The organism is Exiguobacterium sp. s145 (assembly GCF_018618835.1).
Lineage (GTDB): Bacteria > Bacillota > Bacilli > Exiguobacteriales > Exiguobacteriaceae > Exiguobacterium_A > Exiguobacterium_A artemiae.
The window spans coordinates 54,422-68,585 of record NZ_JACSMV010000013.1; the positions used below are offsets into that span (position 1 = coordinate 54,422).

Genomic DNA, 14,164 nt, shown 5'->3' on the forward strand with positions numbered 1-14,164 from the left:
CTTGACTCTACTTATCTATTACCCTTTTTGAGCAAAAAAACTAAAAAATAGGGAGATAATTCCCGAATTTTTATGAGTCTAAACGGATTAATCTTAAATAATTGTTTAGCCCTGAAATGAATAGGGAACATATGGTATATGGAAATAGTAAAAGGAGTGGAAACGAATGATTGAATTTAAAAACGTCGGGAAGCAATTTAAAGACAACGTTGTCTTAAAAGGCTTAACTCTCGAAATCAAAGAGGGCGAGCTGGTTGTGTTCATCGGACCGAGTGGATGTGGGAAAACGACATCCTTAAAAATGATCAATCGTTTGATTGAACCCTCGTCAGGAACGATTTTAGTCAACGGAAAAGACATCATGAAGACGGATACGATTGAATTGCGTCGTCATATGGGATACGTCATCCAACAGACCGGTCTCTTTCCACACATGACTGTACGGGAGAATATTCAATTGATTGCCGGGCTCGAAGGGAAAGACCACGATCAGATGGATGTTCGAACAGAAGAATTATTACAGATGGTCGGTCTTGATCCCAAACAATTCATTGACCGTTATCCGAGTGAACTCAGTGGTGGACAACAGCAACGTGTCGGGTTTGCCCGAGCCTTGATGAATGACCCGGACGTCATCCTGATGGATGAGCCGTTCAGTGCGCTTGACCCCGTTACACGCAATGACCTCCAAGAAGAACTATTTAATCTCCAGGAAGAAGTCAAGAAAACGATTGTGTTCGTCACACATGATATGGATGAGGCGATCAAGCTGGCCGATCGGATCTGTATCATGCGCGATGGAGAAATCGTTCAGTTTGATACACCGGAAGAAATCCTGCGTCATCCGAAAGACGAGTACGTCGAATCCTTTATCGGAAAAAATAAAATCTGGAGCAGTCCGGCGTTCATCAAAGCAGAGGACATCATGATTGAAGATCCTGTTTCCATTAGCGGAAAACGAACGCTGTTGCAGGGAATTGAAATCATGCGCGGACGTAAAGTCGACAGTCTGTTGATCACGGACCGTGACCGGATCCTTCAAGGAATCGTTAAATTGAAGAATATTCAAACGGCTCCTGATAAAGGGGTTCGGATTGAAGACGTCATGGAAGGGGAACTGGTTGCGGTTGATGAGCAGGACTCCTTGCTTGATGTACTTGAAGTCATGAACCATGAAGAAACAGGCTATCTGCCTGTTACGAATAAAGCAGGACAATTACGTGGATTAATTACAAGAAGTAGCTTGCTTTCTGTCTTGAGTGAGCAGTTCATTCAGGAGGAGGAAGTTCAATGAATGGATTTTTAAATTACGTTCAAAACAATACCGGTCAAATTTTTGACCTGTTACTCGAACACTTGCAGTTGACTGTGCTGGCCGTCGTCATTGCCGTCGTCCTCGGGATTCCGATTGGTATTCTCATCACACGGTATCAACGTTTTGCGAAACCGGTCCTTGCTTTGACAAGCGTCGTCCAAGCCGTACCGAGTCTTGCCCTGCTTGGATTCCTGATTCCGTTCATCGGAATTGGTTCGACACCGGCCATCATCATGGTCGTTCTCTATTCACTGCTTCCAATCGTTAAAAATACGTATACCGGATTATCGAGCATTCCGGGAGATATGCTCGAAGCAGCCAAAGGAATCGGCTTAACGGATCGTCAGATTTTAGGTAAAGTTCAAATTCCATTGGCGTTACCGATCATGATGGCCGGAATTCGGATTTCTGCCGTCACGGCCGTCGGTCTGATGACGATTTCTGCCTTCATCGGTGCAGGCGGATTAGGATATCTTGTTTTCTCCGGGATTCAAACCGTTGATAACAATCAAATTCTGGCTGGTGCCATTCCTGCCGGTATCTTAGCATTAGCCATTGATTTCATTGTCAGCCGGATTGAATATTCGGTCGCACCAAACGGAATTCCGCTTGCAGACGGCCGGGTGAAGAGCCGCGCACGCAAACGCCGTAAAGCGATGTCAGCCGGAAAGAAAATCGCCATTGCAGCGATTGTTTTCCTGCTGATTGGCGGAACGGTCGCCTATTCGTTCTTAAAAACGGATAAAATCGTCATCGGTTCAAAAAACTTTACGGAGCAATTGATTTTAGGAAATATGTTAGCGGATCTCATTGAAGACAAAACAGATTTAGAAGTCGAGCGTCAACTCAATCTCGGCGGAACAAAAGTCGCCTATGGAGCACTTGAAACAGGCGAAATTGATGCTTATGTCGAGTACACGGGAACATTATTGATTGATGTCCTGAAACAAAAACTGGAAACTGATCCGGAAGCTGTTTATAAAAAGGTCGGAAAAATGATTCCGGAAAAGAGCCAGGTTGATGTTCTCGATCCAATCGGTTTTAACAACACGTACGCTCTTGCGATGACAAAAGAAGATATTAAAAAATATGACTTGAAAACTGTTTCCGACATGGCAGCAGTCAGTAACCGATTGATTCTCGGATCAACGATTGAATTCGCCAACCGCGAAGACGGGTACTTGGGATTAAAGAAAAAATATCCCGACATGAAGTTTAAAGATGTCCAGCCGGTCGACGGCGGATTACGTTATACGGCTTTAACGAACGGAAAAACCAATGTCATCGACAGCTTCTCGACAGACGGTCTACTGAAAAAGTTTAATCTGACAGTTCTTGAAGATGATAAAGAATTTTTCCCGCCATATTACGCTGTACCACTTGTTCGTCAAGAAACACTCGAAGAACATCCGGAATTAAAAGAAGTCCTGAACCTGTTAAAAGATAAGATCACAGATAAAAAGATGCAGGAATTGAACTTTAAAGCAGATGTCGAAAAAGAACGTCCGGAAGATGTGGCACGTGAATTCTTGATTGAAGAAGGACTCATTAAAAAGTAAAAAAAGAGAGCCGAGGCGAGAATCCGCTTCGGCTCTTTATCATGCGCGCTGACGCGCTATATCGTTTTGGAAAATAGGTAATCCTGGTAGATCATTATTTTTTGATTCGACTAGCGAGCCAAGCGCGAACTGTATTTTGCTGAATCATACATGTTCTTCCTCTCTTGATTGAATTATTCCTAAACTCAAGGATTTTTGCTCGGCATCATTAACAATACGTGCTTGCAACTCTTTCGTCAACCCATCTGTTTCGTATACAGGTAAAGTCGGCAAACCGTAACTCGGATTATTTGTGGATGAAAACAAGTCAGCCATCAACCGTTCTTCGAATAATGGTGTCATTTTAAATCCTCCCCCGTCGTGATTCCTGCCTTACTTCTACAGTGTAAGGGAGAGATGTAAACAAACGAGAGGTAAATTGTTAAAAACAGGTGAACTTTGTAAACGTTTTCACATTGTCGTCAAATCTTCTTCGAGTGGCGTGCAGTCAGCAGCATATTGTTGACCCCGTTTGACGTATTTCCGGATCGTCCGTTCCATGATGAACCGGTCATGATCACTGATTTCACGAACGATTTTTGCCGGAACGCCCATGACCATCGAATTCGGAGGAACGACCATTTTAGGTGGGACCAGACTGCCGGCTGCAACGAAGGCACCGCTTCCGATTTCAGCTTCGTCCAAAATCGTCGCCGACATCCCGATCAAAGCGCCTTGGCGAATGATTCCCCCGTGAATCATTGCCATGTGTCCGATCGTGACATCATCTTCAATGATGGTCGGATACCCTTCATACTGATGAATCATGGACCCGTCCTGAATATTGACACGCTCGCCAATTTTAATCGGACCTTCATCTCCCCGGATGACCGTATTGAACCACACAGTCGAATCTTTACCGATTTCGACCTCTCCGATGACTTTGGCGCCGTCTGCGATATAGACGCTCGGGTCAACGTTTGGAACCAATTGACCTACACGATATTTCATGTCTGTTCCTCCCTTTTACTTTCAAGTGTACGTTTTCATCTTGACTGTTGGAAAAATAAATTGCAACTGCTTCCAAACTAATTGTAAGATGGTAAAAATACCGTTCACACCAGGAGGAAACAGGATGAATCAGACAGTTCGGGCACGACTTATTACCATCGCCGCAAAAAAAGAAAAAGCAGCAGTCGTCTATCAAGGCATTCAGGTCATCGATGTCATGACACGTGAGACGTATCAAGCGGATGTTGCGGTAGATTCCGGCTACATTGCCGCTGTCGGCGACGGATATGAAGGAATTGAAATGATTGACGGAACAGGAAAATTCATTGCGCCGAGTTTCATTGACGGCCATGTCCATATCGAGTCATCGATGGTGACACCAAGTGAATACGAACAGGCAATTTTACCGCTCGGTGTAACGACCGTCATTGCCGATCCGCATGAGATTGCGAACGTAAAGGGAGCGGAAGGGCTCCAGTTCATGTTGGACGATGCAGCAGGACTGTCGCTTGACGTGCGGATGATGTTGCCGAGCTGTGTTCCAGCGACATCATTTGAACATGCCGGGGCATCGCTCGATGCAGCGGCACTCGCATCTTTCGTGGATCATCCGGGCGTGCACGGCTTAGGAGAAGTCATGGACTATCCGGCGGTGGAACGGGCGGATCAGGATATGCTGAAAAAAATCGAACAAATCGAAGCTGCCGGGAAACTCGTGGATGGTCATGCCGCAGGACTCGGTGCACGTGAATTGAACATCTACGGTGTGGCAGGCATCCGGACGGATCACGAAGCGGTCAGCAAGCAAGAAGCGATTGAACGGGCGCGACGCGGATTATACGTCGAAGTCCGGGAAGGGTCGGCTGCCCGGAATCTCCAGGAAGTGCTTGATGCGGTCACGGAAAGTAATGCCGGTCGATTCCTGTTCTGTACGGACGATAAGCATCTGGACGATACGTTACGTGAAGGCACGATTGACTATAATATCCGCTATGCCATACAACACGGGATTAAGCGGGAAACGGCTTATGCGATGGCTTCTCTTCATGCAGCCAATGCGTATCAACTAAATGACCGTGGAGCAATCGTCCCGGGACGCCGTGCGGACTTTGTCATTTTGCAGGATGCCGATCAAGTGACGATTAAGGAAGTCTTCGTCAATGGACAGGCGGTCGCCCGAGCCGGTAAAACAATCATCTCATCCCAAAAGATAGCGGTACCGTCGACATTGCGCGGCGAACTGAAAACGAAGCCGATCACGGATCAAGTTTTTGAACTCGTATTAGAAAAACCGAAAGCGCATGTCATCGGAATCATCCCGAAAAGTATTGTCACGGAACATTTGATTTTGGATGTGCCTTTACAGGACGGGAAATTTGTCCCCGTCCCGGAACAGGACTTATTGAAAATCGCCGTCATCGAGCGTCATAATGCGACCAACTTCTCAGCAGTCGGCATCGTTAAAGGGTTTGGCATGAAGCGAGGTGCCATTGCGGCGACGGTCGCCCATGATTCGCATAACCTTGTTATCGTCGGAACATCGGATGCCGAGATGAAACTTGCGGCAGAGCGTCTGATCAAGGCGGGTGGAGGTGTCATTGCGGTCAACGGGACAGAAGTTCTGGCGGAGTTGCCGCTTGAAATCGCTGGATTGATGACGAGTCGTCCTTTCCAGGAAGTCGGAGATACCCTCGAAGCGCTCAATGATGCACTTGATGTACTCGAAGCCGACCGCTCCTTTAATCCGTACTTGACGATGTCGTTCCTCTGTTTGCCTGTCATCCCGAATCTGAAGTTGACGGACAGCGGATTGTTTGACGTTAAAACGTTCCAACATATTGCAGTACAAGCTTAAATGAAAAGGTAAAGTTCACGAAAGGTGATGATGTGGACTTTACCTTTTCTTAATAGTTTTCCGGTTGAATCATTATTTGATCCTTGTTATAGTAGGTCTTATATCTTTGTGAAAAGTGTAGCTTGATGAAACTTTTCAGGAGGATACTCCGTAGAAAAGAAGAGAACAATCAGAAAGGACAGATTCAATGGATAAGTCATATTTTGAAGGTCATGAAAAGTTGATTGCTGATGTATACCGTTCATTTATCGACCAGTTTCATGAGTTACCAAACAACCGGCGTACAAAACGTCAGTTACGAAATCTTGCGTTTTCAGTGATTCGACAGGCTGGTCCGACCTATCAGGAACGAACCGTCTTATACGCATTTTTTGCTGAATTTTTCCGTGCGGTCGAAGAAGGACAGCGGGAAGAAATCGAATTTTATAAACAAATCGCACAGTAAAGACCCCGATCGGCTCCGGCAGAAGGGGTCTTTGTTGTATACAAAAACCGGTCACCAAGGGAATCCTGGTAACCGGTAGGAAGATACTTATTTTACTTCCATCCATTTGAAGCTCATGTCTGCTCCGAATGGGTGACGATATAGTTTGTCGATGTTCGCACGTTGCAAGTATGCTTCACCTTTTTGGTAGATTGGAGCAATCGCATAGTCTTCTGCCAAGAGCATTTTTTCAGCTTCTTGAAGCGTCGACCAGCGTTTTGCTTCATCCGGCTCTGCTTTTGCTTCTTTAATCATCTTATCGAACTCTTTGTTCGAGTATTCCATACGGTTAAAGCTTCCGCCTGTTAACCACATATCGAGGAACGTCATTGGATCCTGGTAGTCAGGGCCCCAACCGGCAGCAGAGATGTCGTAATCGCCTTTAGACTCGAGGTCCAGGAAGTTTTTGAACGGTTGTTGCTTGATGTTGACCGTAAGACCCGGTAAGTTTTTCTCGAGATCACCTTTTAAGAATTCAGAAACTTTCTTGAAGGCATCTTCATCACGTGACAACATATCGAGTTCTACTGTTTTGACACCGAGTTCTTTTAGGCCGGCATCCCATGCTTTTTTCGCTTCTGTTGCATCAAAGCTTTGGAGATCTGGATATTTGGCACGGAAATCTTCCCCATCCGGAGTGAATGTAAAGTCTTTTGCGACGATGAAGTTAGCCGGTTTTGAACCGTCATTTAAGATGACGTCTGTAATTCCTTGTTTTTCAAAACCAAGTGCAAGCGCTTTACGGATGTTTTCGTTTTTAAGTGCTTTATTTTTTTGGTTGAATCGGAGGAAGTTGATCCGTGCATCTGGACGTGTCTTGTAGTTGTCGGATTTTTCGTATTGTGAGACGAACTCCGATGTGATAGGTGCGAAGTCGACGTCTTTCGACTCGAACAAGTTGACACCAGTCGAAATTTCTTTAACGACTTTTACATCGATTTTTTCCATTTTGACGTTTGCTTTATCCCAGTAATCCGGGTTTTTCTTATATGTCCAACCGGAATTAGATTGCCACTTATCCAAGATGAATGGTCCGTTGAAGAGCATCGAGTCGACGTTTGTCGCAAACTTGTCGCCGTTTTCTTCGACAAACGATTGCTTGAGTGGTAAGTAAGTCGGGAAACTTGTCAATCCGAGGAAGTATGGAGCCGGAGCTTCCAATTGCACTTCAAGAGTTTGATCGTCCACTTTCTTGACACCGAGCGAATCGAGTTCTGCTTCACCGGCTAAGATTTTGTTAGCATTTTTTAAATCCTGAAGGATGTATGCGTACTCTGCTCCTGTTTTTGGATCGAGTGCACGTTTCCAAGAGTAGATGAAGTCGTCTGCCGTAACAGCTGAACCATCTGACCACTTGGCATCTTTACGGAGTTTAAATGTATATGTTTTCTTATCATCTGATACTTCGACACTTTCTGCGATTCCGGCAGTCGGTTTGTTGTCGCCGTCAAGACGGTAGAGACCTTCAAAGACGTTGTTCGTAACGATGATGGATGTTGAGTCCGTTGTTTTTGTTGGATCAAGTTGTGGCACATCCGTAGTCGAGATGAGTGTCACCTCTTGTTTTTTTTCTTTTGAGGAAGAAGAGTTTCCATCTGATTCATTGCTTTGGCCACAAGCTGCTACTGCGAGCAGCGCCATGCTGGATAGTCCAGCAAAGGCAATTTTAGTTTGTTTCTTCATGTGAAAGATGACCCCCCGATTAGATTGAAATGATTTCAGAAAAGTGTGAACATAATGTAAATTTAAGTGAAAGCGAGTAAAAATGCAACACAAATTTTCTGACAATTTCTATTGATCAAGGTCTATATGCTCAATTCCGAGTGTTTTCAAGTAGTCATAAAGTATGAATATCGTCAGTTTATGAGGAGAATACATCCGTAAAGTCAACTGCCGCGCATGACCGCGTAACCGGATATTAGTAATGCGGACTCCTTTTTTTTCTAATGCTGCTTTGACCGTTTGAGCATCCGTATCCGCTGCGAGAGTCAGGTGGGCAACGATGACGTTAGCTTCGAATCGGCTATTGTTGACCCGCTTCATGACCCAAGTCAGTCCTTCCAATGAAAAAAATAAAAAGAGGACTAAAAACGTGGCTTCTAGGATAAAGCCAGCTCCGAGTGCAATGCCAATTCCACTGGCTGCCCAAATGATGGCAGCAGTCGTCAAACCACTGACGATATCGTGCGGACGTCTTAAAATCACGCCGGCGCCGATGAAGCCGATTCCGGCGACGACTTGAGCGACAAGACGCATCGGATCCATTTGGACATTGGGGGCAATCGTACTGTACAGCACGACAGACTTAATGGATACGATGGTTAACAGACAACTGATCAGGGTAATTACGAGGCTAGTACGTATACCAACAGGCTTATTTTTGATTTCGCGTTCGAATCCGATGATGATACCGAACAGTGCGGCTATCATCAATTTAAAAAAGTCCTCTAGTTGGAACGAATGGATCCAATTCATATTGATCAAATCCTTTCTTTACAATGGCTTTGATTTTGTTATAATGAATTTTGTGTCTTTCGAATTAATATACGTTTGATATGAATAGATATACAAGAAATAAAGGACGTGTTAGAGGATGAATCAACAAAAAATCGGCTTTTTTGCTTTAGCCGCAATGGTCATTGGATCGATGGTCGGTGGAGGTGCCTTCAATCTGCCGGGAGCAATGGCTCAAAAAGCGAGTGCAGGTCCGATTCTAATCGGATGGGGAATTACTGGTCTTGGCATGATTATGCTGGCGCTGGTCTTTCAACACTTGGCAAACAGTAAACCGGAACTTGAAGGCGGCATTTACGCATATGCCCGTGAAGGATTCGGACGATTTGTCGGTTTTAACAGCGCCTGGGGATATTGGGTCTCGGCCTGGATCGGGACAGTTGCCAACATAACGTTGGTCTTTAATGCACTCAGTTACTTTTTCCCGATTTTCTCATCAGAAAATCGTGTATTTTTGTTAGTGATGAGTATCGTTGTCGTATGGGGACTGTTTTTCATCGTCTCGAGCGGGATTAAAGAAGCGACACTTGTCAACCTGATTACGACGATCGCAAAGCTCGTTCCCATTTTGATTTTTATTTTATTGGTAGCAATTGCTTTTAATGTGAAGACGTTTAACCTGAATTTTTGGGGAGAAGGAACGGAATTAGGCAGTATCTTTACGCAAGTCAAAGGAACGATGCTTGTGACGCTTTGGGCCTTCGTCGGGATTGAAGGGGCTGTCGTCTTGTCGACACGCGCCAACAAACGGAGTGATGTCGGGAAGGCGACAGTCGTAGGGCTTGTCGGAGTACTTGTCATCTACATCCTGATTTCCGTCTTATCGCTCGGTGTTTTGAACCAGGAACAGTTAGCAGGATTACAAGAACCGACAATGGCTTATGTGCTCGAAGCTGCGATTGGTCCGTTTGGAGCAACCTTGATTATGGTCGGACTGATCATTTCGTTATCCGGAGCACTGCTCGGATGGACGATTCTGGCGTCTGAAATTTCCTACCTCGTTGCGAAAGATGGTGCGTTTCCAAAGTTCTTTGCAAAAACGAACCGGAAAGGGGCGCCGGTCGGTGCGTTGCTGATCACTCAAATTGCGACCCAGTTCGTTGCAGGTATCGCCTTATTTTCTGCACAGACGTATTTAGTCTTATCCAGTATTGCCGGAATTTGTGCATTGTTGCCGTATCTGTTGTCTGCCGTGTACAGTGTCCGTTTTTCACGGGCAGAACGCAATACAAAGATGCTGATCTTCTCGACGATTGCCGCCGCCTATTCACTGTGGCTCGTCTACGCTTCAGGGATTTGGTATATCGTCATCGCAGCCCTCGTCTATGTACCGGGTATCATCGCCTATCTGATGGCGGAGCGGGAGCAGAAGCGGGGCGGTATGTCGCGTTACGAAATGATTGCGAGTGGAATTTTAATTATCTTAGCTGCCGTTGCAGTTTACGGGATGATCGGTGGACAAATTCAATTGTAAGACAATGGACGAATCTCATCGGCGGACTTCAAAAACCGTCTTTATACGAAAAACAGGAGCCGGAGTCTAGTCCGGCTCCTGTTTTTTAGTTGTCCTTATTGTCCGGTTCTTCAGGATTGGATGAACCAAAACGCAGTTCTACTTCCTCAACAGACAACGGTTCGGAAAAAATGAATCCTTGCATCTGCTGGCAGGCGGTCGCTTCCAGATAACTCAGGGCAGTCGTCGTTTCGACGCCTTCTGCGACCAGATTCAGCTTTAAGTTTTGACCAAGTTGAATGATTGAGTCGAGCAACCCGTTTTCTCCTAAATCGATGCCGTCAATGAAGACTTTATCGATCTTGAGTTCATCAATCGGAAAAGCACGCAAATATTGTAAGGAAGAATAACCTGTTCCAAAATCATCAATCGATAATCGGAAACCAAGCGCTTTGATCAGTTGCATCCGTTCAATTGTCCGCTGTGTCTGTAAAATTGCAATATTTTCCGTCAGTTCGAGTGTCACGAATCGGGGATCGATCTTTTTTTGAGACACGACATGCTGTAAGGTCCGGACAAACGAATCGCTTTGGAACTGATGCGGTGAAATGTTGATGGCCATCGTCAAATCAGGTGCAATCTGTTTCTGCCAAAGTGCGAGTCGTTCGCAGGCTTCGATGACGACCCAGTTGTTGATGGGTGTAATCAAAGCCGCTTCTTCGGCAAGGGGAATGAACTCATCCGGAGGAATGCTCCCAAGTGCCGTATGATTCCAACGCAACAGCGCTTCAAAACCATCGACATGCTTGGTTTTCAAGTTGATGATCGGTTGATAGACCAAATGAAGGGCTTGATCCTCTAAAGCCGTAAATAATGAGCGTTCGAGCTGTAATTTCCGGGTGAACTGCTCATCCATTTCATGGGTCAAATACTGGATTGTTCCTGTGCCGATTGATTTTCCGGCATACAGGGCCATCTCCGAACGACGGTACAAATCTTCAAGTGATTTGGCTTCCGAAGGATAGACGGTAATTCCGAACGTACAGGAGATGATTAAGGAATGCCCATTAATATAATAGGGACGTTGCAATACTTGTTGCAGTTTCCGGGCATATTGGAACAAGGCATTCCGGTCTGTGACTTCGAGCACCACACCAAACAAGTCACTCGTCGGATGGAACGTTAACAGCTGTTTTGCATGTTCGGACAAACGTTTGGCTAACGCTTGTAAAAGTTGGTCGCCGACATGTGTCCCGAAGGAATCGTTGATGACTTTAAAACGATCAATATCAAATAAGATGAGTGAGATCGGGAGATCATCAGATGCTTTGGAGAATAAGACCTGACCTTCCCGAAGAAAGCCACGTCTATTCAGTAGATGGGTCAATTCATTATGATGAACTAAAAAATCAAGTTCCTGTTCGAGATGTTCGGTTTCCGTAATATCGGTACCAATGAAAAGATGTTGGAAACGGACACCGTTTACGTCATAAACCGGAATCAAAGTGGCATGAAACACTTTTTTAGACTCATCCTGTGTCGATATGGACAACTTCCCGGACCAGGCTTTTTTCTTCTTGATTTGAGAGCGAATCATGGGAAGGACGTCTTCAGACGAATCTAGTAATATCGTCCAAGGTTGACCGAGCAACAGGTGTGGGCAAAAACCCGTAACATCCGTCAAATTGGTATTGGCGTATTGAATCGTTCCCCGTGCGTCGAATATTGCGACACAAGCGATTTGATCAAACGCATAGCGTAAGTCCATCAATCCTTGAAATAACGGTTTGGTTGCATTCTGTTGAGTGGAAGAAGGCAGCTGACAGAAAAAAGCACCAGAAGGTTCGTTTTTTTCATCAAAGAGCGGTGAGACGAGCAACGTCGATGTCGAACGGTCACCTGATTTATGAAGAAATGTTGTATTCGGTAATTGCATCGATTGCCGCTTTTCTAAAAATGAATACCAGATTTGCCGGCTGAACGCAGCATCTTCCGGGTCAAGGAGCGGGACCAGTTGTCCGGTAACTTCTTGTGCCGACCAGCCCCAGCAGGATTCGGCAGCCTCATTCCAAGAATGGACGGTTAAATCGACGTGTAGGATAAATGCAGGTAAAGGAAATCCTTGCATGACAGTTTCGTAGGAACTAATGGTCGAACGATCCATTATGGACGCACACTCCTTTTAAATGATCAGAGATGACGGTTCACTTGTCTTGTCTATTCCCAGTATATTCAATTTTCATGCGAATAAATCCTGTATTTCGATTGAAGATTATCCGTGTGAATCTGTTATAATCAGAATGAAAGCGTTTTCCAAGCGAAAAAGGGGGATTTATCATGAATCAAACAGAGAAAATCATTACACAGACAGAGAAATTCGGGGCACACAACTATCATCCGCTTCCAATCGTCATCTCGGAGGCAGAAGGGGTGTTCGTCAAAGATCCGGAAGGCCGCGAATATATGGATATGCTTAGTGCCTATTCAGCTGTGAACCAAGGACACCGTCATCCGAAAATCATCGAAGCCTTAAAACGGCAAGCGGATAAAATTACGCTGACATCGCGCGCGTTTCACAATGACCAGTTGGGGTTCTTTTATGAGAAGGTCGCGCAATTGACAGGAAAAGATATGGTCCTGCCGATGAATACGGGAGCGGAAGCGGTCGAGACGGCAGTTAAGGCAGCACGTCGCTGGGCGTACGAAGTCAAACAAATTCCTGGAGATGCTGAAATCATCGTCTGCGAAGGGAACTTCCATGGTCGGACGATGACGGCTGTTTCGATGTCAACAGAAGCCGAGTATCAACGTGGATTCGGACCACTCTTACCGGGCATCAAAACGATTCCATACGGGGATTTGGAAGCATTGAAAGGCGCCATCACGGAAAATACAGCTGCCTTCATCGTTGAGCCGATCCAAGGTGAAGCGGGTATCCTGATTCCGTACGAAGGATTCTTGAAAGATGCCCAGGACGTCTGTAAGGAACAAAACGTATTGCTCGTCTCGGATGAAATCCAATCAGGACTGGGCCGTTCGGGTAAATGGTTTGCTTCGGACTGGGACAATGTAACACCAGATATGTACATCTTAGGAAAAGCACTGGGGGGCGGCGTGTTCCCGATTTCTTGTGTGGCTGCCAACCACGATATCCTGAGTGTCTTTAATCCGGGATCGCATGGTTCGACATTCGGCGGAAATCCATTGGCCTGTGCGGTATCTGTCGCTTCACTTGAAGTTTTGGAAGAAGAGAAGTTACCGGAACGTTCACTAGAGCTCGGAACATACTTTATGAACCGTCTAAAAGAAATCGACAATCCGATGATTAAAGAAGTTCGTGGGCGCGGATTATTCATCGGTGTCGAATTGACAGAAGCGGCTCGTCCGTATTGCGAAGCATTAAAAGAAAAAGGATTGCTCTGCAAGGAAACACATGAGACAGTCATTCGTTTTGCACCACCACTCGTCATTACAAAAGAAGAATTAGACTGGGCATTCGAACGGATTGAACAAGTCCTCGGCGTCTCGGTTGCACAGTGACAGTCCACTCCCTATCGGAAAGCGATAGGGAGTTTTTCGATTGATGGACCCCTAAGACTGGGAGCAAATGAGAGCAGAGAAATGTTTGAATCTGTTTCAGGTGGGAACATACTACTATGCGTTAAAAAAATAGGGGGTAATGAACATGTCACATGATAGCGGATTAAACAAAAAAGCTGATGGTTTAGTTGATAAAGTTGCCGGAAAAGCGAAAGAAGCGCTCGGAAAAGCAACAGGAGATAAATCAACAGAACGTGAAGGCAAAAAAGATCAGCTTAAAGGCGATGCTAAAAAAACAGTTGGTAATGTTCAACAGAATCTTGAAGATACGAATCGTCGTTAATCTGTACCCGTAAGGTCCCTTATCTAAAGGGATCTTTTTTTATGAAAAAATATGTATAAAGGTCTAGTCATTTAGACGTGTATGTGGAATAATAATAGATGTTAAAGCGTT

At 45.3% G+C, this 14,164-nt stretch carries 12 protein-coding genes; 7 read left to right on the forward strand and 5 right to left on the reverse strand.

The window, feature by feature from the left end; all coding sequences use genetic code 11:
- Positions 1 to 166 precede the first annotated feature (166 nt).
- Positions 167 to 1,294, forward strand: a complete 1,128-nt coding sequence (locus tag KNQ07_RS10795) for an ABC transporter ATP-binding protein (protein ID WP_214766601.1) — start codon at positions 167 to 169, stop codon at positions 1,292 to 1,294.
- The gene (locus KNQ07_RS10800; protein ID WP_214766603.1) at positions 1,291 to 2,874 is read left to right on the forward strand and encodes an ABC transporter permease/substrate-binding protein; all 1,584 of its coding nucleotides are present in this window, start codon (positions 1,291 to 1,293) and stop codon (positions 2,872 to 2,874) included. Before KNQ07_RS10795 ends, KNQ07_RS10800 begins: the two co-directional genes overlap by 4 nt.
- Positions 2,875 to 3,018: 144 nt before the next feature.
- On the opposite strand, the gene KNQ07_RS10805 is transcribed toward KNQ07_RS10800, so the two are convergent.
- Both KNQ07_RS10805 and KNQ07_RS10810 read right to left on the reverse strand, forming a co-directional pair.
- Positions 3,019 to 3,216, reverse strand: coding sequence for a hypothetical protein (locus tag KNQ07_RS10805; protein WP_012369402.1), 198 nt, complete (start codon positions 3,214 to 3,216; stop codon positions 3,019 to 3,021).
- A gap of 108 nt (positions 3,217 to 3,324) precedes the next feature.
- Entirely contained in the window at positions 3,325 to 3,864 is a 540-nt protein-coding gene (locus KNQ07_RS10810) for a gamma carbonic anhydrase family protein (protein ID WP_214766605.1), read from the reverse strand.
- 124 nt (positions 3,865 to 3,988) lie between these two features.
- Between KNQ07_RS10810 and ade the strand changes: the two genes are divergently transcribed.
- Entirely contained in the window at positions 3,989 to 5,719 is a 1,731-nt protein-coding gene (gene ade / locus KNQ07_RS10815; RefSeq protein ID WP_214766607.1) for an adenine deaminase, read from the forward strand.
- Between the two features lie 187 nt (positions 5,720 to 5,906).
- Complete coding sequence (locus tag KNQ07_RS10820; RefSeq protein WP_012369405.1) at positions 5,907 to 6,164, forward strand: hypothetical protein; 258 nt, start codon at positions 5,907 to 5,909, stop codon at positions 6,162 to 6,164.
- Between the two features lie 87 nt (positions 6,165 to 6,251).
- Here the strand turns inward: KNQ07_RS10820 and KNQ07_RS10825 are convergent, their stop codons facing one another.
- The gene (locus KNQ07_RS10825) at positions 6,252 to 7,886 is read right to left on the reverse strand and encodes a peptide ABC transporter substrate-binding protein (RefSeq protein ID WP_214766608.1); all 1,635 of its coding nucleotides are present in this window, start codon (positions 7,884 to 7,886) and stop codon (positions 6,252 to 6,254) included.
- 108 nt (positions 7,887 to 7,994) lie between these two features.
- Complete coding sequence (locus KNQ07_RS10830; RefSeq protein WP_214766609.1) at positions 7,995 to 8,678, reverse strand: MgtC/SapB family protein; 684 nt, start codon at positions 8,676 to 8,678, stop codon at positions 7,995 to 7,997.
- Between the two features lie 118 nt (positions 8,679 to 8,796).
- On the opposite strand from KNQ07_RS10830, the gene KNQ07_RS10835 reads away from it, so the two are divergent.
- The gene (locus KNQ07_RS10835) at positions 8,797 to 10,191 is read left to right on the forward strand and encodes a basic amino acid/polyamine antiporter (protein ID WP_214766611.1); all 1,395 of its coding nucleotides are present in this window, start codon (positions 8,797 to 8,799) and stop codon (positions 10,189 to 10,191) included.
- Positions 10,192 to 10,276: 85 nt separating this feature from the next.
- Here the strand turns inward: KNQ07_RS10835 and KNQ07_RS10840 are convergent, their stop codons facing one another.
- Positions 10,277 to 12,334: a sensor domain-containing protein gene (locus KNQ07_RS10840; protein ID WP_214766613.1), complete on the reverse strand. Its 2,058-nt coding sequence runs from the start codon at positions 12,332 to 12,334 to the stop codon at positions 10,277 to 10,279.
- 173 nt (positions 12,335 to 12,507) lie between these two features.
- Between KNQ07_RS10840 and KNQ07_RS10845 the strand changes: the two genes are divergently transcribed.
- Complete coding sequence (locus KNQ07_RS10845) at positions 12,508 to 13,710, forward strand: ornithine--oxo-acid transaminase (protein ID WP_012369410.1); 1,203 nt, start codon at positions 12,508 to 12,510, stop codon at positions 13,708 to 13,710.
- Positions 13,711 to 13,855: 145 nt separating this feature from the next.
- The gene (locus KNQ07_RS10850; RefSeq protein ID WP_012369411.1) at positions 13,856 to 14,053 is read left to right on the forward strand and encodes a CsbD family protein; all 198 of its coding nucleotides are present in this window, start codon (positions 13,856 to 13,858) and stop codon (positions 14,051 to 14,053) included.
- The last annotated feature ends 111 nt before the right edge of the window (positions 14,054 to 14,164 follow it).